Annotated in this window: 20 protein-coding genes and 1 pseudogene; 4 read left to right on the top strand and 17 right to left on the bottom strand. The window is 59.9% G+C overall.

What is annotated here, in order from left to right; translation table 11 throughout:
• Nucleotides 1–8: 8 nt before the first annotated feature.
• The 14 genes from JHD77_RS18105 to rpmH form a co-directional block, all read right to left on the bottom strand.
• The gene (locus JHD77_RS18105) at nucleotides 9–545 is read right to left on the bottom strand and encodes a F0F1 ATP synthase subunit delta (RefSeq protein WP_003097135.1); all 537 of its coding nucleotides are present in this window, start codon (nucleotides 543–545) and stop codon (nucleotides 9–11) included.
• A gap of 11 nt (nucleotides 546–556) precedes the next feature.
• Nucleotides 557–1,027, bottom strand: a complete 471-nt coding sequence (locus tag JHD77_RS18100; RefSeq protein WP_003100235.1) for a F0F1 ATP synthase subunit B — start codon at nucleotides 1,025–1,027, stop codon at nucleotides 557–559.
• Between the two features lie 57 nt (nucleotides 1,028–1,084).
• On the bottom strand, nucleotides 1,085–1,342 hold the full coding sequence (atpE, locus tag JHD77_RS18095; protein WP_003097235.1) for a F0F1 ATP synthase subunit C: 258 nt from the start codon (nucleotides 1,340–1,342) through the stop codon (nucleotides 1,085–1,087).
• A gap of 49 nt (nucleotides 1,343–1,391) precedes the next feature.
• Nucleotides 1,392–2,261, bottom strand: a complete 870-nt coding sequence (gene atpB / locus JHD77_RS18090; RefSeq protein WP_003100237.1) for a F0F1 ATP synthase subunit A — start codon at nucleotides 2,259–2,261, stop codon at nucleotides 1,392–1,394.
• A 16-nt stretch (nucleotides 2,262–2,277) separates the two neighbouring features.
• Entirely contained in the window at nucleotides 2,278–2,658 is a 381-nt protein-coding gene (locus JHD77_RS18085; RefSeq protein WP_003118473.1) for a F0F1 ATP synthase subunit I, read from the bottom strand.
• A 163-nt stretch (nucleotides 2,659–2,821) separates the two neighbouring features.
• The gene (locus JHD77_RS18080; RefSeq protein ID WP_004351900.1) at nucleotides 2,822–3,694 is read right to left on the bottom strand and encodes a ParB/RepB/Spo0J family partition protein; all 873 of its coding nucleotides are present in this window, start codon (nucleotides 3,692–3,694) and stop codon (nucleotides 2,822–2,824) included.
• 9 nt (nucleotides 3,695–3,703) lie between these two features.
• Nucleotides 3,704–4,492, bottom strand: a complete 789-nt coding sequence (gene soj, locus JHD77_RS18075) for a chromosome partitioning protein Soj (protein ID WP_003097243.1) — start codon at nucleotides 4,490–4,492, stop codon at nucleotides 3,704–3,706.
• Between the two features lie 19 nt (nucleotides 4,493–4,511).
• The gene (gene rsmG / locus JHD77_RS18070; RefSeq protein ID WP_024916303.1) at nucleotides 4,512–5,156 is read right to left on the bottom strand and encodes a 16S rRNA (guanine(527)-N(7))-methyltransferase RsmG; all 645 of its coding nucleotides are present in this window, start codon (nucleotides 5,154–5,156) and stop codon (nucleotides 4,512–4,514) included.
• On the bottom strand, nucleotides 5,156–7,048 hold the full coding sequence (mnmG, locus tag JHD77_RS18065) for a tRNA uridine-5-carboxymethylaminomethyl(34) synthesis enzyme MnmG (protein WP_003100244.1): 1,893 nt from the start codon (nucleotides 7,046–7,048) through the stop codon (nucleotides 5,156–5,158). The genes rsmG and mnmG overlap by 1 nt, the downstream gene beginning before the upstream one ends.
• A 473-nt stretch (nucleotides 7,049–7,521) precedes the next feature.
• The gene (locus tag JHD77_RS18060) at nucleotides 7,522–7,734 is read right to left on the bottom strand and encodes a hypothetical protein (protein ID WP_003458395.1); all 213 of its coding nucleotides are present in this window, start codon (nucleotides 7,732–7,734) and stop codon (nucleotides 7,522–7,524) included.
• A gap of 492 nt (nucleotides 7,735–8,226) precedes the next feature.
• Nucleotides 8,227–9,594, bottom strand: a complete 1,368-nt coding sequence (gene mnmE / locus JHD77_RS18055; RefSeq protein ID WP_003100248.1) for a tRNA uridine-5-carboxymethylaminomethyl(34) synthesis GTPase MnmE — start codon at nucleotides 9,592–9,594, stop codon at nucleotides 8,227–8,229.
• Between the two features lie 70 nt (nucleotides 9,595–9,664).
• Nucleotides 9,665–11,401: a membrane protein insertase YidC gene (gene yidC, locus JHD77_RS18050; RefSeq protein WP_003097255.1), complete on the bottom strand. Its 1,737-nt coding sequence runs from the start codon at nucleotides 11,399–11,401 to the stop codon at nucleotides 9,665–9,667.
• A 240-nt stretch (nucleotides 11,402–11,641) separates the two neighbouring features.
• On the bottom strand, nucleotides 11,642–12,049 hold the full coding sequence (rnpA, locus tag JHD77_RS18045; protein ID WP_003100251.1) for a ribonuclease P protein component: 408 nt from the start codon (nucleotides 12,047–12,049) through the stop codon (nucleotides 11,642–11,644).
• A gap of 14 nt (nucleotides 12,050–12,063) precedes the next feature.
• Entirely contained in the window at nucleotides 12,064–12,198 is a 135-nt protein-coding gene (gene rpmH / locus JHD77_RS18040) for a 50S ribosomal protein L34 (protein ID WP_003100258.1), read from the bottom strand.
• A gap of 525 nt (nucleotides 12,199–12,723) precedes the next feature.
• On the opposite strand from rpmH, the gene dnaA reads away from it, so the two are divergent.
• The 4 genes and pseudogenes from dnaA (at nucleotide 12,724) to gyrB (ending at nucleotide 18,936) form a co-directional block, all read left to right on the top strand.
• Nucleotides 12,724–14,268 carry a chromosomal replication initiator protein DnaA gene (gene dnaA, locus JHD77_RS18035; RefSeq protein ID WP_003109151.1) on the top strand — a complete coding sequence of 515 codons (1,545 nt, stop codon included), beginning with the start codon at nucleotides 12,724–12,726 and terminating at the stop codon, nucleotides 14,266–14,268.
• Nucleotides 14,269–14,296: 28 nt separating this feature from the next.
• Nucleotides 14,297–15,400 (top strand): DNA polymerase III subunit beta, encoded by a 1,104-nt coding sequence (gene dnaN / locus JHD77_RS18030; RefSeq protein ID WP_003097262.1) that lies wholly within the window; start codon nucleotides 14,297–14,299, stop codon nucleotides 15,398–15,400.
• Nucleotides 15,401–15,409: 9 nt separating this feature from the next.
• A pseudogene (recF, locus tag JHD77_RS18025) lies at nucleotides 15,410–16,512 on the top strand (DNA replication/repair protein RecF).
• Between the two features lie 3 nt (nucleotides 16,513–16,515).
• On the top strand, nucleotides 16,516–18,936 hold the full coding sequence (gyrB, locus tag JHD77_RS18020) for a DNA topoisomerase (ATP-hydrolyzing) subunit B (protein WP_003097268.1): 2,421 nt from the start codon (nucleotides 16,516–16,518) through the stop codon (nucleotides 18,934–18,936).
• Nucleotides 18,937–19,116: 180 nt separating this feature from the next.
• On the opposite strand, the gene JHD77_RS18015 is transcribed toward gyrB, so the two are convergent.
• The 3 genes from JHD77_RS18015 to JHD77_RS18005 are packed head-to-tail and all read right to left on the bottom strand — an operon-like array spanning nucleotide 19,117 to nucleotide 25,123.
• The gene (locus tag JHD77_RS18015; RefSeq protein ID WP_031756783.1) at nucleotides 19,117–22,155 is read right to left on the bottom strand and encodes a type I restriction endonuclease subunit R; all 3,039 of its coding nucleotides are present in this window, start codon (nucleotides 22,153–22,155) and stop codon (nucleotides 19,117–19,119) included.
• A 5-nt stretch (nucleotides 22,156–22,160) separates the two neighbouring features.
• Nucleotides 22,161–22,886: a restriction endonuclease subunit S gene (locus JHD77_RS18010; RefSeq protein WP_071557652.1), complete on the bottom strand. Its 726-nt coding sequence runs from the start codon at nucleotides 22,884–22,886 to the stop codon at nucleotides 22,161–22,163.
• Complete coding sequence (locus JHD77_RS18005) at nucleotides 22,886–25,123, bottom strand: type I restriction-modification system subunit M (protein ID WP_172042057.1); 2,238 nt, start codon at nucleotides 25,121–25,123, stop codon at nucleotides 22,886–22,888. Before JHD77_RS18005 ends, JHD77_RS18010 begins: the two co-directional genes overlap by 1 nt.
• Nucleotides 25,124–25,144 lie beyond the last annotated feature (21 nt).

Raw genomic sequence — 25,144 nt, 5'->3', positions numbered from 1 at the left:
CTTCAAACTCAAGATTTCAACGCTTCGGCCAGTTTCGCGAGCTTGCCGCGCACCGAGCCATCGATTACCAAGTCACCGGCGCGAATGATCACGCCGCCGATCAGGCTCGCGTCTTCCGACGCATGTAGCCGCACTTCGCGACTGAGCCGGGCGCTGAGAGCCTTGGCGAGTTTGTCCTGCTGTTCTTTGCTCAAGGTGAAGGCACTGGTGACTTCTACCTCGACCGACTTTTCCTGCTCGGCCTTCAACTGCTCGTACATCTCAGCGATGGTCGGCAGCAGTTCGAGCCGCTTGTTCTCAGCCACAGTCCGGACGAAGTTCTGGGCTGGTGCATTCAGCTTGTCGCCGCACACATCGATCAGGCTCTGGGCCTTGGCCGAAGAGGTCAGCTGAGGCTCTTTGAGCAGCTGGCGCACGGTGTCGTCCTGCGACACTGCGGCCAGCACACCCAGCGCAGCCGACCAATCGGCCAGTTGCTGATGAGCCTGGGCGTACTCGAAAGCCGCCTTTGCGTAGGGACGAGCCAACGTGGTCAGTTCTGCCATAGCGCCCTCGCTTAGATCTCGGCTGCCAGTTTGGAAACCAGCTGCTCGTGCGCGTTTGCGTCGATCGAAGCACCCAGGATCTTCTCTGCGCCGGTGACGGCCAGGGCACCCACTTGGGCACGCAGGGCGTCCTTGACGCTGTTCAGTTCCTGTTCGATTTCCGCTTGGGCCTGGGCCTTCAGGCGTTCGCCTTCGGTACGGGCCTGGTCGCGGGCTTCATCGACGATCTGGTTAGCGCGTTTCTTCGCCTGTTCGACGATTTCGGCTGCCTGAGCCTTGGCTTCGCGCAGTTGCTGGCCCGCTTTCTCATGAGCCAGCTCCAGATCACGAGCCGCGCGGTTGGCAGCGTCCAGGCCGTCAGCGATCTTCTTCTGACGCTCTTGCAGAGCCGCGATGACCGGAGGCCACACGAACTTCATGCAGAACAGCACAAAGATGAAGAACGCAACGGACTGGCCAATCAGGGTTGCATTAATGTTCACGCCAACACCTCGCTCGTTCGTTGTCCGTCAAACACTCAAATCGAATGATTCGAGTGATTAGCCGGCGATTTGACCAACGAAGGGATTCGCGAAGGTGAAGAACAGGGCGATACCCACACCGATCATGGTCACGGCGTCCAGCAGGCCGGCGACGATGAACATTTTCACCTGCAGCATCGGAACCATTTCAGGCTGACGAGCTGCGCCTTCCAGGAACTTGCCACCCAGCAGACCGAAACCGATGGCGGTACCCAGGGCACCCAGGCCAATCAGCAGAGCAACGGCGATAGCAGTCAGTCCAACTACAGTTTCCATTTTTCCTCCCGACTTTTTGTCGTGTTGGTTAAAGGTTGAAGCGAATCGATTAATGGTTGTCTTCGTGCGCCATCGACAGGTAGACGATGGTCAGCATCATGAAGATGAAGGCCTGCAGGGTGATGATCAGGATGTGGAACACAGCCCACGCCCAGTTCAGGGCTACGCCCAGGGCACTCAGCAGGAACATTCCGCTACCGAACATGACGGCGATCAGAATGAAGATCAGTTCGCCGGCATACATGTTGCCGAACAGACGCAGCGCCAGCGAAACCGGCTTGGCGATCAGGGTCACGAACTCGAGCAGGAAGTTCACCGGAATCAGCAGGATCTGAACGACGATGTTCTTGCTGCTGAAGGGGTGCAGGGTCAGTTCACCGAGGAAGCCGCCGATGCCCTTGACCTTGATGCTGTAAAAGACGATCAGGGCGAACACCGAGATCGACAGGCCGAGGGTGGCGTTCGGGTCGGTGGTGGCCACCGCGCGGAAGAACAGGTGCTCGTCGCCGGTGATCTTCGCGGCCAGCATCGGCAGGTAGTCCACCGGTACCAGGTCGATCAGGTTGAGCAGGAAGATCCAGACGAACACGGTCAGGGCCAGGGGCGCGATCAACGGGTTACGCCCGTGGAAGGTGTCCTTGACGCTGGTGTCGACGAACTCGACCATCACCTCGACGAAGTTCTGCAGTCCACCCGGCTGGCCGCTGGTGGCCTTCTTGGCCGCCAGGCGGAAGATGAACAGGAACACCACGCCGAGCAGTACCGACCAGCCCAGGGTGTCTACGTGGAATGCCCAGAAGCCCATTTCCTTGGCTTGCTCGGCGGTGTGGGCGAACCCCCAATCACCATTAGGCAGACGCCCGAAGGTCAGGTTCTGCAAGTGGTGCTGGATGTAACCCGAAGCGGTTTCTGCTGCCATGTTTGCCTCAATCGCTCTAAGGTCTTGTAAATGTTTTTCCCATCAGCAGGGGTGCGCACCAGCTGACCATCAGGGTCAGCAGATAGACACCGAACAGAGCCGGCGCCATCAGTGGCTTCACGCCTGCGAACGTCAGTGCGAAGAGCACCGCCGTCAGAATCAGTTTCCCGGCTTCGCCCGCATAGAAAGAGCGAACGATTTCCCGGGCAGCCCGCGCTCCGCTGAAACGGAACGCCTTGTAGGCGAAATAACAATTCGGCAACCAGGCGATCATCCCTCCCAGCAGTCCGGAATATCCGGCTACCGGTCCCCAAGAAATCCACAGGGAGATCGCAGCAACAAGCACTACTACCAGTTGGACGAGCAGCAATCTGAATGCCGGCAGGCGACTTGGCATGCGGGACTCCATCGCGCTCTCAGTCTTCTGGTGTCGGCACTGCCAAATCAACGACTTGGCATAAAAAGTGCCCACAAAATAGCGCGCAGAGTATAGGGGGGGAGTCCCCCCTGTTCAACTGGCTGGTAGTGATTTCCGACTACCCGCTACAACCCAAAGTGTGTCAACGGATGTGGGCGAGAACGCCCTGCAGTTCATCCAGGGAGCTGTAGCGGATGACCAACTGTCCCTTGCCCTTCTGACCATGCCGGATCTGCACCGAAGCGCCCAGGCGCTCGGCCAGGCGCTGTTCCAGGCGGGCAATGTCCGGGTCGCTCTTGACCGGTCCCGCAGGCTTGTCCGGGGCATGCGTCCACTGCCGAACCAGGGCTTCGGTCTGACGTACGGTCAGCCCGTGTGCGACAACATGTCGCGCCCCTTCCACCTGCCGTTCCGCCGGCAGACCGAGGAGCGCACGGGCATGGCCCATTTCCAGGTCGCCATGGGAAAGCAGGGTCTTGATCTCTTCCGGCAGGCCGATCAGGCGCAGCAGGTTGGTGATGGTCGCGCGCGACTTGCCGACCGCTTCCGCGACCTGCTGCTGGGTCAGCTGGAACTCCTGCTGCAGGCGTTGCAGGGCAGCGGCTTCCTCGATCGGGTTGAGGTCCTCGCGCTGGATGTTCTCGATCAGCGCCATGGCGATGGCCGCTTCGTCCGGCACGTCGCGCACCAGCGCCGGGATCTTTTCCAGTCCCGCCTGCTGGCTGGCCCGCCAGCGCCGCTCGCCGGCGATGATCTCGTAGCGGCCATTGGCGATCGGCCGCACCACGATGGGCTGCATCACCCCCTGGGCCTTGATCGACTGCGCCAGTTCCTCCAGGGCTTGAGGGTCCATGTCGCGACGTGGCTGGTACTTGCCGCGCTGCATCAGGTCGAGGGGGATCTGCTGCAACTCGCGGCGGTCGGCCTGTACGGCTTCTTCCTGCAGTTTGGCGGGACTCGAGCCGCCCAGCAGGGCATCGAGCCCGCGTCCCAGTCCACGTTTCTTGGCTGCCATGCGGGTTCCTTATGCGGTTGCGGCGCGGCCTTTGGCGCGCTGGCGGCGGACCAGCTCGCCGGCCAGCGCCAGGTAGGCGATGGCGCCGCGGGATTGCTTGTCGTAAACCAGCGCCGGCATGCCGAAGCTCGGGGCCTCGGCCAGGCGCACGTTACGCGGGATGACGGTGCTGTAGAGGGTGTCGCCGAAATGCTCCTGCAACTGCGCGGAGACATCGTTGGTCAGGCTGATGCGCGGGTCGTACATGGTCCGCAGCAGGCCCTCGATCTTCAGCGTCGGATTGAGCAACTGGCCGATGCGCTGGATGCTGTTCATCAGGTCGGTCAGTCCCTCCAGCGCGTAGTACTCGCACTGCATGGGAATGATCACGCCGTCCGCGGCGGTCAGCGCATTGACGGTGAGCATCGACAGCGACGGCGGGCAGTCGATGAGGATGTAGTCGTAGTTCTCGCGGATCGGCGCCAGCGCGTTGCGCAGGCGGTTTTCCTTCATGTCCATTTCCAGCAGCACCACTTCCGCGGCGGTGAGGTCGCGGTTGGCCGGCAGCAACTGGTAGCCGCCGTGTTCGGAGAACTGCATGGCCTCGGCGAGGTTGCATTCGCCGGTGAGCACGTCGTAGATGGAGTGCTCCAGGTTGTGCTTGTCGATGCCGCTGCCGGTGGTGGCGTTGCCCTGGGGATCCAGGTCCAGCAGGAGGACGCGGCGCTTGGTCGCCACGAGGGAGGCCGCGAGGTTGATACAGGTCGTGGTCTTGCCGACACCGCCTTTCTGGTTGGCGATCGCGAATACCTTAGCCATGGTTATCCCTGTTCCCCCCTCATGCTGTGCGCCGCAGTATCAGCAGATGCCGCTGACCTTGGCAACCGGGTACCGCCAGCGCGTGCTCGGCTTCGACCCGGAAATCCTCCGGGAGTGCCGCCAGCTCTTCGTTCGGATGCACACCCTTCATCGCCAGCCAGCGGGTTTCCTGGCCACCTAGGTGGCGGGTCCAGCTGGCGAAGTCCTCCAGGCTGCTGAAAGCGCGGGAAACGATGCCATCGAAGGGGCTCTCGGGACGGAAGGCTTCCACCCGGCTGTGCACGACTTCGAGGTTGGCCAGCTTCAGTTCGAGCTTCACCTGGGTCAGGAAGCGAGTCTTCTTGCCGTTGCTGTCGAGCAGGGTCAGGCGCTTTTCCGGGAACAGGATGGCCAGCGGGACGCCGGGCATGCCACCGCCACTGCCGACATCCAGCCAGTTATCCCCAGCCTCGGCATAAGGCACGATGCTCAGGCTGTCGAGCAGGTGGCGCGAAACCATCTCGTCCGGGTCGCGTACGGCGGTCAGGTTGTAGGCCTTGTTCCATTTGATCAGCAGGGCCAGGTAGGCCAGCAGCTGGCGTTGCTTGTCGGCGTCAAGGGCGACGCCGAGCTCGTCAGCACCACGCGCGAGTTCGTCGGCATGGTGTTGGGTTACCGCAGACATCAAGCGCTCTGCTCCAGTTGGCGGCCAGAGGCACGCTTCTTCAGGTGGATCAACAACAGCGAAATCGCAGCCGGCGTGACGCCGGGGATCCGCGAAGCCTGTCCGAGGGTTTCCGGACGGGCCTGGTTCAGCTTGTTCTGGATTTCCTTCGACAGGCCGGAAATCCCCAGGTAATCGATATCCACAGGCAGGCGGGTATCTTCGCTGGCGCGCAGCCGGGCGATTTCCTCCTGCTGGCGGTCGATGTAGCCGGCGTACTTGGTGCGAATCTCCACCTGCTCGGCCACCTGGGGGTTATCCACAGCGTCGCCGGTGATCTCCACCAGGCCGGCGTAATCGATCTCGGGGCGGCTCAGCAGGTTGAGCAGGTTGTATTCATGGGTCAGCGGCGTACCGAAGCGCTCGGCGATGGCGTCGCCCTGCGGGGTATTCGGCCGCACCCAGGTGCTCTTCAGCCGCTGTTCCTCGCGTTCGATACCTTCGCGCTTGGCTTCGAAGGCAGCCCAGCGCCGATCGTCGACAAGGCCCAGCTCGCGTCCCTTCTCGGTGAGACGCAGGTCGGCGTTGTCCTCGCGGAGGATCAGGCGGTATTCCGCCCGCGAGGTGAACATGCGGTACGGCTCCTGGGTGCCGAGCGTGATCAGGTCGTCCACCAGCACGCCGATGTAGGCCTCGTCGCGGCGCGGGCACCAGCTGTCCTTGCCTTGCGAGCGCAACGCAGCATTGGCGCCGGCCAGCAGGCCCTGGGCGCCAGCTTCCTCGTAGCCGGTGGTGCCGTTGATCTGGCCGGCGAAGAACAGGCCGCCGATGACCTTGGTCTCCAGGCTGTACCTGAGATCGCGGGGATCGAAGAAGTCGTACTCGATCGCATAGCCCGGCCGCACGATGTGGGCGTTTTCCATGCCACGGATGGAACGCACGATCTGCAGTTGCACGTCGAATGGCAGGGACGTGGAAATGCCGTTGGGATACAGCTCGTGGGTCGTCAGGCCTTCCGGCTCGAGGAAGACCTGGTGGCTTTCCTTGTCGGCGAAGCGATGGATCTTGTCTTCGATCGAAGGGCAGTAGCGCGGGCCGATGCCTTCGATCACACCGGAATACATCGGCGAACGATCGAGATTGGCGGCGATGATCTCGTGGGTCCGGGCGTTGGTATGGGTGATCCAGCAACTGACCTGCTCGGGATGCTGTTCCTTCGAACCGAGGAAGGACATCACCGGGATCGGCGTGTCGCCCGGCTGCTCGGTCATCACCGAGAAGTCCACGCTGCGCCCGTCGATCCGCGGCGGCGTACCGGTCTTCAGCCGGCCGACCCGCAGCGGCAATTCACGCAGACGACGCGCCAGTGCGATGGACGGCGGGTCGCCGGCGCGTCCGCCTGAGTAGTTCTCCAGGCCGATGTGGATAAGTCCGCCGAGGAAGGTGCCGGTAGTCAGGACCACGTTGTCGGCATGGAAGCGCAGTCCCATCTGAGTCACTACGCCGCGGACCTGATCCTGCTCGACGATCAGGTCGTCGCAGGCCTGCTGGAATATCCACAGGTTCGGCTGGTTTTCCAGTGTATGGCGGATAGCGGCCTTATAGAGCACGCGATCGGCTTGTGCACGAGTGGCGCGCACTGCCGGCCCCTTGCGGCTGTTAAGGATGCGGAACTGGATACCGCCCTTGTCGGTGGCTTCGGCCATGGCGCCGCCAAGGGCGTCGATTTCCTTGACCAGATGGCTCTTGCCGATGCCGCCGATGGCGGGGTTGCAGCTCATCTGCCCCAGGGTTTCCACATTGTGGGTCAACAGCAGGGTTTTCACACCCATGCGCGCAGCCGCGAGTGCGGCTTCGGTGCCTGCATGGCCACCGCCGATCACGATTACGTCAAAACGGGTAGGGAAATCCACCACGCACCTCGGCCTGTTCAGAAGCAGGAATTCAGGAAAGCCGGACAGTATAAGGATTTAGCGAACCTGAATGAAGACTCCTGGACAAAAAATAGCCAATCCATATCGAGGGAGCAAAACGGCTCGGCGGGCTTACAAAAAATAAAAGGAAAGGAATGTTTATATCTTTTTAGAACTTGTGTTTATTACTTAGCAGCGGCTTTTCTGTTGATAAGTACGTCGAGCCCAGTAAAGACATAGCCTGTAGCGAATGATAAGGCTGTCCCAAACCCTATCTGGGCCCTGTTGATAAGCGTTTTTTAGCTGTGGATGGAATGGCTCGTTATCAACATGTGGAGTTATGCACAGAGCTTCGGCGGGTTTATCTACCCTCCTGTCCCTGGGGTTTTCCACAGGTTTCAGGCGAGTGTATCCGGGCCGCGGCAGGACCGCAGCCAGGTAGGAAGAAGGAGATGGAAAGGCGTGGGAAAGGCTCAGTCGTTGCCGCTTTCCAGCGTATCGATAGATGACGACAGGCGCTCGAAGCGGCGCTTGGCGGAGACCTGGAAATCCCGCTCGGAGCCCTCGTTAGCGGGTTTGCGCAGCGGTAGCCGAGCACTGAGCCCGCTAGTGCGGTCGTAACTGATCATCTGTCCGGCCTGGCATTCGCCGCCGAGCCACACCGCCAGGTTGGCTACGATCTCCATGCTGTAGTGTCCGAGTGCTCGCCGTGGGACGCCTTGGGAGCCGAAGGCGAGGGCCCCGCCTGGCCGGTATCGACGGAGTCCAGGGTCTGCAACAGCTCTTTTCGCAGAATCTCTTCCAGGCTTGTGGATAAACCGCTTACCGGGTTGACTTGCGTGCACGGAACGTCCCGGCGCGTGGCGATAGCGCCAGGCGAGACAACGGGATAGATACGCCGTTCGAGAGGGGCGAGCAGATAGAGATTGACCACAGCGCAGCGCCTTCGCGGACGCCGGATCGGAGCGCGGTGCCTGTGCATAAACCTCTCCCAGGTGGATATCCATCCCATGCAGACCGACATCGGCGCAGATGGTTTTCTCGGGGACGAAGCGGCGCGCCGGCAATCCATGCCTGCGTGGTTGAGTGCCGGCGAAGGGGCACAGTGAAAGGAAAGTACGCAGAACCGGAGCGAACCTTGCCCTGGTTATCCACAACTCGGCGTGGGCCGAGCCCCATTACTTGCCGATGCAGAAACTCGAGAAGATGCGACCCAGCAGGTCGTCGGGGGTGAATGCGCCGGTGATTTCGCCCAGGTGCTGCTGGGCCTGGCGCAGATCCTCGGCCAGCAGTTCGCCGGCGCCATTGTGGATAAGTTGGCTGTGGCCATGCTCCAGCGCCTGCCCTGCCAGGCGTAGCGCTTCCAAGTGGCGCCGGCGGGCGCTGAAACCGCTTTCCGCGGTCTGTTCGAAGCCCATGCAGGCCTTCAGGTGTTCGCGCAGCAGCTCCAGGCCGGCGCCGGTGCGCGCCGAGAGGGTGATGGTGACGTGGCCGTCCGCGCTTTCCTCGAGGCCAATGGACTCTGTGGACAAATCCGCCTTGTTGCGGATCAGGGTGACCTTGCCCGGTTCCGGTCGCTGGTCGAGAAACTCCGGCCATAGGGAAAACGGGTCCGCTGCTTCCGGGGCGGTGGCGTCCACCACCAGCAGCACGCGATCGGCTTCGCCGATGGCTTTCAGCGCACGTTCCACGCCGATCTTTTCCACATGGTCCTCGGTATCCCGCAGGCCTGCGGTGTCCACCACATGCAGGGGCATGCCATCGATGTGGATATGTTCGCGCAGTACATCGCGGGTGGTGCCGGCTATGTCCGTGACGATGGCCGCCTCGCGACCGGCCAGGGCATTCAGCAGGCTGGACTTGCCGGCATTCGGTCGTCCGGCGATGACCACGGTCATGCCGTCGCGCAGCAGGGCGCCTTGGGAAGCTTCGCGCTGCACTGTGGATAATTCTGTGCGTACTTTTTCCAGAAGCCCCAGTACATGGCCATCGGCGAGGAAGTCGATTTCTTCCTCGGGGAAGTCGATGGCGGCTTCGACATAGATGCGCAGGGAAATCAGTTGCTCGGTCAATGCATGTACCCGGCGTGAGAATTCGCCTTGCAGGGAACGTAATGCATTGCGCGCGGCCTGCTCCGAGCTGGCCTCGATCAGATCGGCGATGGCTTCGGCCTGGGCCAGGTCGAGCTTGTCGTTGAGGAACGCGCGCTCGCTGAACTCGCCCGGTCGCGCCTGGCGGGCGCCCAGTTCCAGACAACGCTGCACCAGCAGGTCGAGTACCACGGGGCCGCCGTGCCCCTGCAGTTCGAGTACGTCTTCGCCGGTGAACGAGTTCGGGCCGGGGAAATACAGTGACAGGCCTTCGTCGATCACCTGCCCACCGGCATCGAGGAACGGTCCGTAATGCGCATGCCGGGCTTTCAGCTGGCGTCCGCTCACGGCCACGGCCATCTGTCCGGCGAGAGGTCCGGAGACGCGGACGATTCCCACGCCGCCGCGGCCCTGGGCGGTAGCGATCGCGACGATGGTTTCGGTGGCGGCTTGCATGTGGATATCTCCGGATAGCAAGACGCCCCTCGAGGGGGCGTCTTGTTGTGGACAGTTTTCGCGATAGACGTCAGGCGGTCTTCGCGGCTGCCTCGATCTTGCGGGTAATGTACCACTGCTGTGCGATCGACAGGCAGTTGTTGACTACCCAGTACAGCACCAGACCGGCTGGGAACCAGAGGAAGAAGAAGGTGAAGATGATCGGCATCAGTTTCATCACCTTGGCCTGCATCGGGTCCGGCGGGGTCGGGTTGAGCATCTGCTGGATCAGCATGGTGCCGCCCATGACGATCGGCAGGATGAAGAACGGATCCTTCACCGACAGGTCGGTGATCCAGCCGAGCCACGGCGCCTGGCGCATTTCCACGCTTTCCAGGAGTACCCAGTAGAGGGAGAGGAAGACCGGCATCTGGACCAGGATCGGCAGGCAGCCGCCCAGCGGATTGATCTTCTCCTTCTTGTACAGCTCCATCATCGCCTGGGACATCTTCTGCCGATCGTCGCCGTGCTGTTCCTTGATCGCCTGCATCTTCGGCGACACCGCGCGCATGCGCGCCATCGAACGGTAGCTGGCGGCGGACAACGGGAAGAAGGCCAGCTTGATCAGGACGGTCAGGGCGATGATCGACCAGCCCCAGTTGCCGATCAGGCTGTGGATATGTTGCAGCAGCCAGAAGATCGGCTGGGCGATGAACCAAAGGAAACCGTAGTCGACGGTCAGTTCCAGGCCCGGGGAGAGTTCCTTCAGGTGCTTCTGGAGTTTCGGGCCGGCATACAGGGTCAGGTCGGTTTCCACCTTGCTACCCGCCGGAACGCTCAGGGTCGGGCCGGTGAAACCGACGATGTAGTTGCCCTGGCCGTCCTTGCGGGTCATGACCTGGTGCTGCTCGCCCTTGGTCGGAACCCAGGCGGTCACGAAGTAGTGTTGCAGCCAGGCGACCCAGCCACCCTGCACGGACTCCTTGAACTGTTCCTTGTCCATGTCCTTGGTGGAGATCTTCTTGTACGGCGAATCCGGGGTCCAGACCGCGGCGCCGAGGTAGGTGGACACCCCGGTGGCGGTGGTCGAGGACGGGTCGGCGCTGCCGTCGCGCTTGAGCTGGGCGAACAGGTTGCCGCTCCAGGTCTTGCCGCTCTGGTTGTCGATCAGGTAGCTGACGCCGACCTGATAGGCGTTTTCATTGATGCACTCGATCTTCTTCTGGGCCTTTTCCTTGTCCGAGCAATCGGCTTTCAGGCCACGGTGGAAGGTGAAGCGCTTGATGTAGTTGACACCGTCGTGGCTGAAGCTCAGGTCCACGACCAGTTCGTTCTGGCCGTCGGCCAACTGGTAGCTGCTCTGCGCACTGTGGAACAGCGGGCGGCCGGCGCTGCTGGCGTCCGGGCCGTCGGCACCGGTGAGGCCGCTCTGCGCCAGGTAGGTACGTTCGCGACCGTTGTCGAACAGCGGGAACGGCACGTCCGGACGGTCCAGGCGGCGCGGATACTGCAACAGGCCGAGCTGGACGATATCGCCGCCACGGGGATCGATGGCCAGGTCGAGGACGTCGGTCTTCACCTGGATCAGCTTGTCGCTGACCGCAACCGGCTTGTCGGCGGCTTCGCTGCCGGCCGCGCTGCTCTGGGCAGTGGGAACGTCACTGCTGGTGCCCGAGGCGGACGGAGTGTCCGGCAGGCCTTGCGTGGTGTTCATCGAAGCGCTGGCGGCGGGCAGCTCAGGCTGACCGTAATCCTTGTTCCACTGGAGAACCAGCAGGTAGGACACGACTGCAAGGGCGACGATGAGAATCGAGCGTTGAATGTCCATGGTTACTCGGCCATCGAGAAAGGGCGGTGCTTGAAGGAAACTGACAGTAGCAGATCGCGGCTACGGGATTGCCAGTGATGGAGCCGAGTGGAGGAAACCGCACTCGGGCGACCATTGCGTCGCGGGCCATGCTGCGCGATAGCCTCGTACGCTAGGGAAGTACAACTTGGCTGGGAACGACGGTGCCGGGTCATCGAAGGGGGGATGACACTACAGGGATCGGGATGCGCGGGCATCGACCTATGCATGAGTACCGTCGGCCACGCCAGGGGCGTCAGCAGGGCTTTCCGTGCGAGGTCGATTGCGCAACAGGCGTTTCCAGAGCTTGCCGAACTGCTGGTGCAGCTCCGGATTTTCCAGTTCGCCCAGGCCTTTGCGCGCGATCACCACGATATCCCAGCCAGCCAGGGTTTCCTGGTTATGGCGGAACGATTCGCGGATCAGGCGTTTGAGGCGATTGCGCTGGACGGCGAGCTTGACGTTCTTCTTGCCGATCACCAGGCCCAGGCGGGGGTGATCGAGACCGTTCTCGCGCGCCAGCAGCAGGACGTGCTTGCCGGGGACCTTGCCGGTCGGAGAGTCGAAGACTGCGCTGAATTGCCGGGCTGTCAGTAGACGCTTGTCCCGGTCGAAGTCCCGACTCACCACCCGTACCGGATAAATCAGACGGTCAGACGCTTACGGCCTTTGGCGCGACGACGCGACAGAACCTGACGGCCGTTCTTGGTGGCCATACGGGCGCGGAAACCGTGGACGCGAGCGCGCTTGAGGGTGCTGGGTTGGAAAGTACGTTTCATGATTCGGTACCTGGGTTGACGACTTGAGGTCGCAGTGACCCCGTTTAAAGAGACCGGCGATTCTAGTGAAATCGAACGGGCAGGTCAATTTCCAACCAGCGATGACGTAATAGATAGATACAAGGAAGTCATTTTTCTTTTAAAGGATAGAAACGGTTAATGCTCTTGGGACGGCGCTTTTCTGTGCATAACTCGATGAAGCCCAGCAATTGCGTGTTTCTCCGGCAGGCAAAAGGTTGTCGAGAACCGGTGTCGACGCTGTTTCCTTCCTGAGCGAAGCCTGGGGATGAACGAGATGGTTATCCACAGCGGTTTTTTCCACACGGCTGTGCGCAGGGATGTACCCCCTTCAAAGCAAGGGTTATCCACAAAGTCCAGGACGACCGTCCGTCGGCCTGCCTGCTTTTATTAAGGTCTTGATTTGCTTGGGGCCTCAGCGCATCGGCATGTGGATAAGTCCGGCCCGTCCGGCTACAATAGGCGCTTATTTCGTTGTGCCGCCTTTCCAATCTTTGGGGGATATCCGTGTCCGTGGAACTTTGGCAGCAGTGCGTGGATCTTCTCCGCGATGAGCTGCCGTCCCAACAATTCAACACCTGGATCCGTCCCTTGCAGGTCGAAGCCGAAGGCGACGAATTGCGTGTGTATGCACCCAACCGTTTCGTCCTCGATTGGGTGAACGAGAAATACCTCGGTCGGCTTCTGGAACTGCTCGGTGAACGCGGCGAGGGTCAGTTGCCCGCGCTTTCCTTATTAATAGGCAGCAAGCGTAGCCGTACGCCGCGCGCCGCCATCGTCCCATCGCAGACCCACGTGGCTCCCCCGCCTCCGGTTGCTCCGCCGCCGGCGCCAGTGCAGCCGGTATCGGCCGCGCCCGTGGTAGTGCCACGTGAAGAGCTGCCGCCAGTGACGACGGCTCCCAGCGTGTCGAGCGATCCCTATGAGCCGGAAGAACCCAGCATCGATCCGCTGGCCGCCGCCATGCCGGCCGGAGCAGCGCCTGCGGTGCGCACCGAGCGCAACGTCCAGGTCGAAGGTGCGCTGAAGCACACCAGCTATCTCAACCGTACCTTCACCTTCGAGAACTTCGTCGAGGGCAAGTCCAACCAGTTGGCCCGCGCCGCCGCCTGGCAGGTGGCGGACAACCTCAAGCACGGCTACAACCCGCTGTTCCTCTACGGTGGCGTCGGTCTGGGCAAGACCCACCTGATGCATGCGGTGGGCAACCACCTGCTGAAGAAGAACCCGAACGCCAAGGTGGTCTACCTGCATTCGGAACGTTTCGTCGCGGACATGGTGAAGGCCTTGCAGCTCAACGCCATCAACGAATTCAAGCGCTTCTACCGCTCGGTGGACGCACTGTTGATCGACGACATCCAGTTCTTCGCCCGTAAGGAGCGCTCCCAGGAGGAGTTCTTCCACACCTTCAATGCCCTTCTCGAAGGCGGCCAGCAGGTGATCCTCACCAGCGACCGCTATCCGAAGGAAATCGAAGGCCTGGAAGAGCGGCTGAAATCCCGCTTCGGCTGGGGCCTGACGGTGGCCGTCGAGCCGCCGGAACTGGAAACCCGGGTGGCGATCCTGATGAAGAAGGCTGAGCAGGCGAAGATCGAGCTGCCGCACGATGCGGCCTTCTTCATCGCCCAGCGCATCCGTTCCAACGTGCGCGAACTGGAAGGTGCGCTGAAGCGGGTGATCGCCCACTCGCACTTTATGGGCCGGCCGATCACCATCGAGCTGATTCGCGAGTCGCTGAAGGACCTGTTGGCCCTTCAGGACAAGCTGGTCAGCATCGACAACATCCAGCGCACCGTCGCCGAGTACTACAAGATCAAGATATCCGATCTGTTGTCCAAGCGGCGTTCGCGCTCGGTGGCGCGCCCGCGCCAGGTGGCCATGGCGCTCTCCAAGGAGCTGACCAACCACAGCCTGCCGGAGATCGGCGTGGCCTTCGGCGGTCGGGATCACACCACGGTGTTGCACGCCTGTCGTAAGATCGCTCAACTTAGGGAATCCGACGCGGATATCCGCGAGGACTACAAGAACCTGCTGCGTACCCTGACAACCTGACGCAGCCCACGAGGCAAGGGACTAGACCATGCATTTCACCATTCAACGCGAAGCCCTGTTGAAACCGCTGCAACTGGTCGCCGGCGTCGTGGAACGCCGCCAGACATTGCCGGTTCTCTCCAACGTCCTGCTGGTGGTCGAAGGCCAGCAACTGTCGCTGACCGGCACCGACCTCGAAGTCGAGCTGGTTGGTCGCGTGGTACTGGAAGATGCCGCCGAACCCGGCGAGATCACCGTACCGGCGCGCAAGCTGATGGACATCTGCAAGAGCCTGCCGAACGACGTGCTGATCGACATCCGTGTCGAAGAGCAGAAACTCCTGGTGAAGGCCGGGCGTAGCCGCTTCACCCTGTCCACCCTGCCGGCCAACGATTTCCCCACCGTGGAGGAAGGTCCCGGCTCGCTGAACTTCAGCATTGCCCAGAGCAAGCTGCGTCGCCTGATCGACCGCACCAGCTTCGCCATGGCCCAGCAGGACGTGCGTTACTACCTCAACGGCATGCTGCTGGAAGTGAACGGCGGTACCCTGCGTTCCGTCGCCACCGACGGCCACCGACTGGCCATGTGCTCGCTGGATGCGCAGATCCCGTCGCAGGACCGCCACCAGGTGATCGTGCCGCGCAAAGGCATCCTCGAACTGGCTCGTCTGCTCACCGAGCAGGACGGCGAAGTCGGTATCGTCCTGGGCCAGCACCATATCCGTGCCACCACTGGCGAATTCACCTTCACTTCGAAGCTGGTGGACGGCAAGTTCCCGGACTACGAACGCGTACTGCCGCGCGGTGGCGACAAGCTGGTGGTCGGTGACCGCCAGCAACTGCGCGAAGCCTTCAGCCGCACCGCGATCCTCTCCAACGAGAAGTACCGCGGCATTCGTCTGCAGCTTTCCAACGGTTTGCTGAAAATCCAGGCGAACAACCCGGAGCAGGAAGAGGCCGAGGAAGAAGTGCAGGTCGAGTACAACGGCGGCAACCTGGAGATCGGCTTCAACGTCAGTTACCTGCTCGACGTGCTGGGTGTGATCGGTACCGAGCAGGTCCGCTTCATCCTTTCCGATTCCAACAGCAGCGCCCTGGTCCACGAGGCCGACAATGACGATTCTGCCTATGTCGTCATGCCGATGCGCCTCTAATCACACTGAATGTCCCTGACCCGCGTTTCGGTCACCGCGGTGCGCAACCTGCACCCGGTGACCCTCTCCCCCTCCCCCCGCATCAACATCCTCTACGGCGATAATGGCAGCGGCAAGACCAGCGTGCTCGAAGCCATCCACCTGCTGGGCCTGGCGCGTTCATTCCGCAGTGCGCGCTTGCAGCCGGTGATCCAGTACGAGGAAGCGGCCTGCACCGTATTCGGCCAGGTGATGTTGGCCAACGGCATCGCCAGCAACCTGGGGATTTCCCGTGAACGCCAGGGCGAGTTCACCATTCGCATCGATGGGCAGAACGCCCGAAGTGCGGCTCAATTAGCGGAAACACTTCCACTGCAACTGATCAACCCGGACAGCTTTCGGTTGCTCGAGGGAGCGCCGAAGATCCGCCGACAGTTCCTCGATTGGGGAGTGTTCCACGTGGAACCTCGGTTTCTGCCCGTCTGGCAGCGCCTGCAGAAGGCGCTGCGCCAGCGGAACTCCTGGCTCCGGCATGGTAAACTGGACCCCGCGTCGCAAGCGGCCTGGGACCGGGAATTGAGCCTGGCCAGCGATGAGATCGATGCCTACCGCAGAAGCTATATCCAGGCGTTGAAACCGGTATTCGAGGAAACCCTCGCCGAATTGGTTTCACTGGATGACCTGACCCTTAGCTACTACCGAGGCTGGGACAAGGACCGGGACCTCCTGGAGGTCCTGGCTTCCAGCCTGTTACGCGACCAGCAGATGGGCCACACCCAGGCGGGACCGCAGCGTGCGGATCTTCGCATACGGTTGGCAGGTCATAACGCCGCGGAGATTCTCTCGCGCGGTCAGCAGAAGCTGGTGGTATGCGCCCTGCGCATCGCCCAAGGCCATCTGATCAATCGCGCCAAGCGCGGACAGTGCGTCTACCTGGTGGACGACCTGCCCTCGGAACTGGATGAGCAGCATCGAATGGCTCTTTGCCGCTTGCTTGAAGATTTGGGTTGCCAGGTATTCATCACCTGCGTGGACCCGCAACTATTGAAAGACGGCTGGCGCACGGATACGCCGGTATCCATGTTCCACGTGGAACATGGAAAAGTCTCTCAGACCACGACCATCGGGAGTGAAGCATGAGCGAGAACAACACGTACGACTCTTCCAGCATCAAGGTGCTGAAGGGGCTGGATGCCGTACGCAAGCGCCCCGGCATGTACATCGGCGACACCGACGATGGCACCGGTCTGCACCACATGGTGTTCGAGGTGGTGGATAACTCCATCGACGAAGCGCTGGCCGGTTACTGCAGCGAAATCAGCATCACCATCCATACGGATGAGTCGATCACTGTCCGCGACAATGGACGCGGTATTCCGGTGGATATCCACAAGGAAGAAGGGGTTTCTGCGGCGGAAGTGATCATGACCGTCCTCCACGCCGGCGGCAAGTTCGACGACAACACCTACAAGGTGTCCGGCGGCTTGCACGGTGTGGGCGTCTCGGTGGTGAACGCGCTGTCCCATGAACTACGCCTGACCATCCGTCGCCACAACAAGGTCTGGGAACAGGTCTACCACCACGGCGTTCCGCAGTTCCCACTGCGCGAAGTGGGCGAGACCGATGGCTCCGGCACCGAAGTTCACTTCAAGCCGTCCCCGGAGACCTTCAGCAACATCCACTTCAGTTGGGACATCCTGGCCAAGCGCATCCGCGAGCTGTCCTTCCTCAACTCCGGCGTCGGCATCCTGCTGCGCGACGAGCGTACCGGCAAGGAGGAGCTGTTCAAGTACGAAGGCGGTCTGAAGGCCTTCGTCGAGTACCTGAACACCAACAAGACCGCGGTGAACGAGGTATTCCACTTCAACGTCCAGCGTGAAGAGGACGGCGTGGGTGTGGAAGTCGCCTTGCAGTGGAACGACAGCTTCAACGAGAACCTGCTCTGCTTCACCAACAACATCCCGCAGCGTGACGGCGGTACCCACCTGGCCGGTTTCCGTTCGGCGCTGACGCGTAACCTGAACAACTACATCGAGGCCGAAGGCCTGGCGAAGAAGTTCAAGATCGCCACCACCGGCGACGATGCCCGCGAAGGCCTCACCGCGATCATCTCGGTGAAGGTACCGGACCCGAAGTTCAGCTCGCAGACCAAGGACAAGCTGGTCTCCTCCGAGGTGAAGACTGCGGTGGAACAGGAGATGGGCAAGTACTTCGCCGACTTCCTGCTGGAGAATCCCAACGAAGCCAAGGCCGTGGTCGGCAAGATGATCGACGCCGCCCGTGCCCGCGAGGCCGCGCGCAAGGCGCGCGAGATGACCCGCCGCAAGGGCGCGCTGGACATCGCCGGCCTGCCCGGCAAACTGGCCGATTGCCAGGAAAAGGACCCGGCGCTCTCCGAACTGTACATCGTGGAGGGTGACTCCGCGGGCGGTTCCGCCAAGCAGGGCCGCAATCGCCGGACCCAGGCGATCCTGCCGCTCAAGGGCAAGATCCTCAACGTCGAAAAGGCGCGCTTCGACAAGATGCTCTCCTCCCAGGAGGTCGGTACGCTGATCACTGCCCTGGGCTGTGGCATCGGTCGCGAGGAATACAACATCGACAAGCTGCGCTACCACAACATCATCATCATGACCGATGCTGACGTCGACGGTTCGCACATCCGCACCCTGCTGTTGACCTTCTTCTTCCGCCAGATGCCCGAGCTGATCGAGCGTGGCTACATCTACATCGCCCAGCCCCCGTTGTACAAGGTCAAGCGCGGCAAGCAGGAGCAGTACATCAAGGACGACCAGGCCATGGAAGAGTACATGACCCAGTCGGCCCTGGAAGACGCCAGCCTGCACGTCAACGAGCACGCTCCGGGCCTGTCCGGAGCAGCGCTGGAGAAACTGGTCAACGAGTATCGCGGGGTGATCGCCACCCTCAAGCGCCTGTCGCGCCTGTACCCCCAGGAGCTGACCGAGCACTTCATCTACCTGCCTACCGTGTCGGTGGACGACCTGGCTAACGAGTCGGCCATGCAGGGCTGGTTGGAGAAGTTCCAGGCGCGTCTGACCGCCGCCGAGAAGTCCGGCCTGACCTACAAGGCCAGCCTGCGCGAAGACCGCGAGCGCCACCTGTGGCTGCCCGAGGTGGAACTGGTGGCCCACGGCCTGTCCAGCTACGTCACCTTCAACCGTGACTTCTTCGCCAGCAATGACTACCGCTCGGTGTCGCTGCTCGGCGACCAGCTGAACAGCCTGCTGGAAGACGGCGCCTACGTGCAGAAGGGTGAGCGCAAGCGCCCGATCAGCGCCTTCAAGGACGGCCTGGACTGGCTGATGGCCGAAGGTACCAAGCGCCACAGCATCCAGCGATACAAGGGGCTGGGCGAGATGAACCCTGAGCAGCTGTGGGAAACCACCATGGATCCGAACGTCCGGCGCATGCTCAAGGTGACCATCGAGGACGCCATCGCCGCCGACCAGATCTTCAACACCCTGATGGGCGATGCCGTGGAGCCGCGCCGCGACTTCATCGAAAGCAACGCGCTGGCGGTGTCGAACCTGGACGTGTGACAGGTGTAGGTGGGCAAAGTTATTTGCCACTTCGGCCAAAGTTAAGTGGTTCGGCCAAAGTACCTAGCTCCTGCTAAAAGCCCCTGTTGGTCGTTAGACCAGCAGGGGCTTTTAGCATTGAAGGAATGATGCCAGTGGCGTCAGTTGGTTGCCTTCACTATGGTGCTGCATGCACGAACCTTAAACATTTTGGTCAGGCCTTCGTATCTGTTGATACACCGCCCTCATCAGATGGCTCGCAGCAACATTCCTAAATGCCTCATCGTTCATTAGACGTACAAAGATTTCCTCGTTGCCATCCATGCGTTCAATGAACAGGTTCTCAAGCTGCTTGTTGAACACTGGCTCAAAGTTCTCGATGCTATTTGCCATAACGGCCTGTCGTAACTGCTCATTGGCTACGGCGGTTTCACGGACTTGATCGAAGAAGAGTTGGTCTGCTGGGGTGAACTCTGTGCCGAAGCGCTCATTGAGCTTGCCTACCAAAGTTGAGAGCTGCACATCCTCGTCCGCTTGGCCTGAACCCACATCACTCGGGCCTTCAAGAGCGTCCGCCTCGCCTGCTTTCAGATCAATTGCACCCTCGCTGATTTTTTGCAGGCGGTAGTATTTGAGCTCGACTTCATCGTCGACCTGCACCGTCCGATTGTCCGTCGTGCGCGGCAGCTTGGTCAGTAGGAAACGGGCATAGGTGTACAGCTTCTCGTGATCGGAGTCTTGGTAAGGGACGATCTGAGAAACAAAGCTGTACAGATTGCGGAAGCTGACCAGCTGCCCCTTGAACAGGTTCTGGTCTTCTTCCCCGAGTTTCTTGAATCGCTCAATCGCCAGATCGAGCAGGCCATTCAATTTCTTGTGCTCGCCACCGGTAGGGTTCAGGCGGTTGCGGAACCAAATCTCGCACCAAGCGCTGACCTCTGCCCCTGTGTAAATTTTCCAGCTAGCCAGACTATGTGCCAGCGTGTTGAGTTGTTGCGGATCGGTGTCGTCGCCCTTGTCCGTTTTCTCGTAATAGGGCTTGAAGGCGGTGTAGATGTCCGCAGGCTCGTTGACAAAATCGAGCACGAAAGTGTCGGTCTTACCCCGTGTCGTGCGATTCAGGCGCGACAGTGTCTGTACCGCCTGGATGCCGGATAAACGCTTGTCGACGTACATGCTGTGCAACAGTGGCTGGTCAAAGCCCGTCTGGTACTTCTCGGCCACCAGCAAGACTTGGTATTCCTCGGTGTTGAACTTCTCAGGCAGCTCAGATTCCTTGATGCCGCTGTTCATGCTCACTTCGGTGAATTTCTTGTCGGCGAACTCTTTGAGCGTGATTTCGCCGGAGAAAGCCACAAGCGATTTCACGTCGGTGTATCCCTTGTCCTTGATGTACTTGTCGAACCCCAGCTTGTAGCGCACGGCGTGTTCACGCGAGCCAGTCACCACCATCGCTTTGGCCCTGCCGCCAATCTTGTGGCGGGTATGGGTGCGGAAGTGCTCCACGATCACTTCTACCTTCTGCGCTATCTCGTAGTCGTGAAACTCGACGAAACGCGCCAGTGCGCGGGCGGCTTTGCGGCGCGGTACCTCCGGATCAGCCTCCACCTTCTGGATCAACTTGTAGTAGCGCTTGTAACAGGTGTAGTGGGCCAACACGTCGTGAATGAAGCCTTCCTCGATGGCTTGCCGCATGCTGTAGTGGTGGAACGGCGCTTTGCCGTTGGGGCCGGGCTCGTTGAAAACGGCAAGGGTCTTGAACTTGGGCGTCGCCGTGAAGGCAAAGAAACTCAGGTTGGGTTGTTTGGCGCGCTTGAGCTGTTCACGCAGCAGTTCTTTCTTCGCCTCTTCGCTCAAGGCATCGTTGTCCATATCCAGCAACTGCTCGGCAATGGCGGATTCAATGCCATCCTTGTTCAGGATCTTGCGCAGCTCCATCGCCGTTTCGCCGCTCTGCGAGCTGTGCGCCTCGTCCACGATCACCGCGAAACGCTTGCCCACCGTCGAGATGGCCACTCCTTTTCCGTTGGTCTCCATCGTGCGAATGGCTTGGGTGATGAAGGGAAACTTCTGGATGGTGGAAATGATGATCGGCACACCATCGGCCAGCGCTTTGGCCAACTGCTGAGTGTTTTCGTCGATCTTCTGTACAACACCCAGCTTGTGCTCAAACTGGAAGATCGTGTCTTGCAGCTGTTGATCCAGCACCCGACGGTCGGTGATCACTACAACTGAGTGAAAGATTTTCTCGTTGTTGGCGTCATGCAGGCTGGAGAGGCGATGTGCTAGCCAGGCGATGGAGTTAGATTTGCCTGACCCAGCGGAATGCTGGATCAAGTAGTTGTGCCCTGAACCATGCACTTGCGCGTGGTTGGTCAGTGCCCGAACCGCATCCAGCTGATGGTAGCGGGGGAAAATCATCGACTCCTTGCTATGGCGCTTGATGCCTTTTTCGGTGACAACGGTCTTTTCCTCGACGTCCAGGTGAATGAACCGAGCAAGGACGTCCATCAAGCTGTCGCGCGTAAGCACCTTGCGCCACAGGTAGGCGGTACGTACATCGCCTTCAACGGGCGGGTTGCCGGCACCGTGGTCATGCCCAAGATTGAAAGGCAGGAAGAATGTGTCCTTGCCCTCCAGCTTGGTCGTCATGAAGACCAATTCGGTGTCCACGGCAAAGTGCACCAGGCAACGCTGTTTGAAGGCGAACAACAGCTCTTTGGGGTCGCGCTCAAAGCGGTACTGGTGCTTTGCGTTTTCCACGTTCCAGCGAGTGGCCGACATCGGGTTCTTCAACTCCAGCGTGGCCACAGGCAAGCCATTCACCGCCAACACCACATCGGGGATCGCCCCGCTCTTGGTGTTGACCTGCCGCACGATGGTCAAGCGGTTATCGTCGTAACGCTCGGTACTTGCCGGGTCGAGCCCAGTGTTGGGCGCAAAGTAGGCAAGCCGCACCGTCTTGCCCACGCACTTGAAGCCCTCACGCAAGATCGCCAGCGCCCCTTTGGCGGCAAGCTCCTTCACTAAGCTATCCAACAACATTGATGAGGGCTTGGCTGCGTCGAGTTGGGTCAGACGAGCCCAGATCTTAGGCTGCGTCTTCTGCACAAAGGCAACGACATCCCCAGGAAACAGCGCGGTATCCGGGTCGTAGGTTTTGGGATCACCTTTTTCGTAGCCGCCGCTGCTGATCAGTGCGTGTTCGATGTCGTTTTCAAAGTCGATTTCTTTGTGCATCTTTTTCACCCTTTATGCGGGATCGGCACTGCCCGGACGTCAATTTGTCCAGTGACTGCATTGGTGATCATGGCGGAGCGATATTCCTGAAGTAGCGAAACCATGCTCTTTTTCTTGGCGTTCTTTTCGATTTCAGCAGAGCCGCCCATTGAACGAATTAAGGTATCTATTTGCGCTATTTTAAAATCAAGGAAACGAGCAATTATGGCTTGCTCCTCCATTGGAGGTTCAACTGCTTCAATCCGGACAAGATCGCTAGCGTTAATCGCTGGATAACTAACGCCAACAGAGTTGGCGACTACTTCTCCTACAAAACCATTTGATTGTAATAAATATCCAGCGAATCCAGAGTGAAGATTCTCTTTGGGTCGAATAACTGCAAATCCGGTTGAAACAATCATGTTTTCTGGTGGGTTCGAAATCGGTGCAATTGCTTTGAGATAAGTTCTCACTGTGGAAACGATGATGTCGCCGTGCTTTACTTTTCTTCGTGCTCGCGATGGGGACTTTTCAAATAGCATTGCTTCTGATTTTTCAATCCCGCCCGCTAGGGTGACACTCGAAATGTCTACGTAATCAATTTCGAAATCAGGATCCGCCTTCTCATCCAATGTATCGTCGTTATACGTTGCTACATTCTTAATCCGCTTGATTGACCAATGCTCAGGTATTTCTTTTAGCCATGCGCAATCGGTTGACTTGTACTTTTTGTACGGTGTGTAGGTCATCATCACAGCACCTCGCTCAGCATGGTCACAATTTCTTTTTCGAGCCGACTAATTTCACTTCCGATTTCGCTCAATGGCCGTGGTGGCTGATAAACGTAGAAGTGTCGAGTGAGGGGGATCTCGTAGCCCACTTTGGTCTTGCTGTGGTCGATCCAGGCATCGGGCACATGCGGCAGGACTTCAGCCTTGAGGTAGTTCTCGCAGTGGTCTTTCACCAGTGCCAACAGTTTGTCGTGGCCGGTTTCATTGTCGTAGCCCAGCGGCAGCGGCAATTCAATATCGTCCGGTAGGGCCACGACCTCGGTATCGCGCAGGTCGGCATCCGGTTCCGGGTTGCCTTTGGTGTCCAGACATATGTCGGCCTCGGGGTCACGCTCAGACAGTGCTGCCAGGATGGCTTTCTTGACCGGCGCACCGACCTTTATGGCTGCCTTTTTCAGGGCGGCTTCGATCACTGCGTAGAAGGCGGTACGATTGCGGTACAGCGCTTCACTGTCCATGCCTTCGAGTGCGGCTTTGATGGTCGCCTGTGTTTCTTGGCCTGCTGCGATTTCCGCGCGGTAGGCAGCCTCATCCTTACGCTTCTTGCTGCTGGCCAGATTAATGAAGGCACTCTGCTCGTCCAGCTTGGCTATGCGTTCAGCACTGGCCTGGAAGTTCAAACGCAGCGGGCGCTCAACAGTGATCTTGAGGAAGCCAAACTCGCGGTTCTCGAATATCTTGCTGCAAACCCGGAACTCGGGCTTGCCGTCCACCCAAACTTCGCTTTCCGCATCGTGGTCGTGCTCGGCGTACAGGCGCACCAGCTCCCTGATGTGGTCGTCCGAGAGCTCGTTGCGCTTATTGCCCAGGCTCTTGTCCATCTTCTTGAAATGGTGGGTTCCGTCGATCAACTGCACCTTACCTTGACGATGAGCGGGCTTCTTGTTGGTGACGATCCAGACATAGGTGTAAATGCCTGTGTTGTAGAACATCTGGTCAGGTAGGGCGACGATGGCGTCCAGCATGTCGCGCTCGATGATCCAGCGGCGGATATTGGACTCGCCCGATCCGGCGTCACCAGTGAACAGGGGGGAGCCATTGAACACGATGGCGATCTTGGAGCCGTCGCCACCGACGTTGTTGCCATCGATCAGCTTAGGCGGCTGGTGCATCTTGGAGATCATGTGCTGCAAAAAGAGCAGCGAGCCGTCGTTGATGCGTGGCAGGCCTGCGCCGAACCGTCCATAGAAGCCGTGCGTGTTGTATTCCTCGCGGACATAATCTTCTTCAGGTTTCCACTCCACCCCAAAAGGTGGATTGGCCAGCATGTAGTGGAATTTTTTGCCCGGATGCCCATCGTGCGGCACAAAACCATTGGTCTTGTTCTTGGCATCCTTGATGCCTAGGGTGTCGCCGTAGATCAGGTTATTGATCGGCTCGTCCTTGATCAGCAAGTCTGAACAACAGATGGCGTAGGACTCGGGGTTGTATTCCTGGCCAAACAACTCGATGTTTGCATCCGGGTTCAGCCCGTTTGTGACGCCGTCACCGCAGATGAACTTCTCTGATTCGGACAGCATGCCGCCGGTGCCCGCTGTGGGGTCATACACGCTGCGATAGATGCCTTTTTCGTAGATGCCGTCTTCGCCGGTGAACAGCAACTGCACCATGAGGCGAATGACTTCCCGTGGAGTGAAGTGATCCCCCGCTTCTTCGTTGGCTTGTTCGTTGAACTTACGCACCAGCTCTTCAAACAGATAGCCCATCTGTAAATTACTGATGGCCTTGGGCGAGAGGTTGATGTCTGCAGAGCAGAACTCCTTGATGATGAGGTAGAGCCGGTTCGCCTCGTCCAGCTTGGCGATCTCGGCCTCAAACTCAAACTTGTCGAAGATGTCGCGGGCGCGCGGCGAGAAGCCCTGGATATAGGCGAGCAAGTTGCCGGCAATGTTGGGTGCATCGCCCAGCAGTTTCTCAAACGTGAAGCCACTGGTGTTAAACAGCTCTTGCTTGCGGTCGGTAGCGGCGATACGTGAGAGCGCCTTCTCCAGCGCAGGGCCGGTGATGCCTTTGTCTTCCAGGCGTTTCTTTTCGTCCAGCACCTTCTGCTTGTTCTCAGCCAGCACCAGATCAAAGCGACGCAGCACAATTAGCGGCAGCATCACGCGACGGTACTGTGGCGGACGATAGGGCCCACGTAGCTTGTTGGCGATATTCCAGATGAAGCCGACTAGGTTTTGATGTTGAACGTTTTGCATGATCAGTTCCTAAAAGTGTTC

The sequence above is a fragment of the Pseudomonas sp. P20 genome, from assembly GCF_016463925.1.
GTDB lineage: Bacteria > Pseudomonadota > Gammaproteobacteria > Pseudomonadales > Pseudomonadaceae > Pseudomonas > Pseudomonas aeruginosa.
Note: the sequence above shows the minus strand (reverse complement) of the source record. Positions and strands in the feature narration are given on the sequence as shown.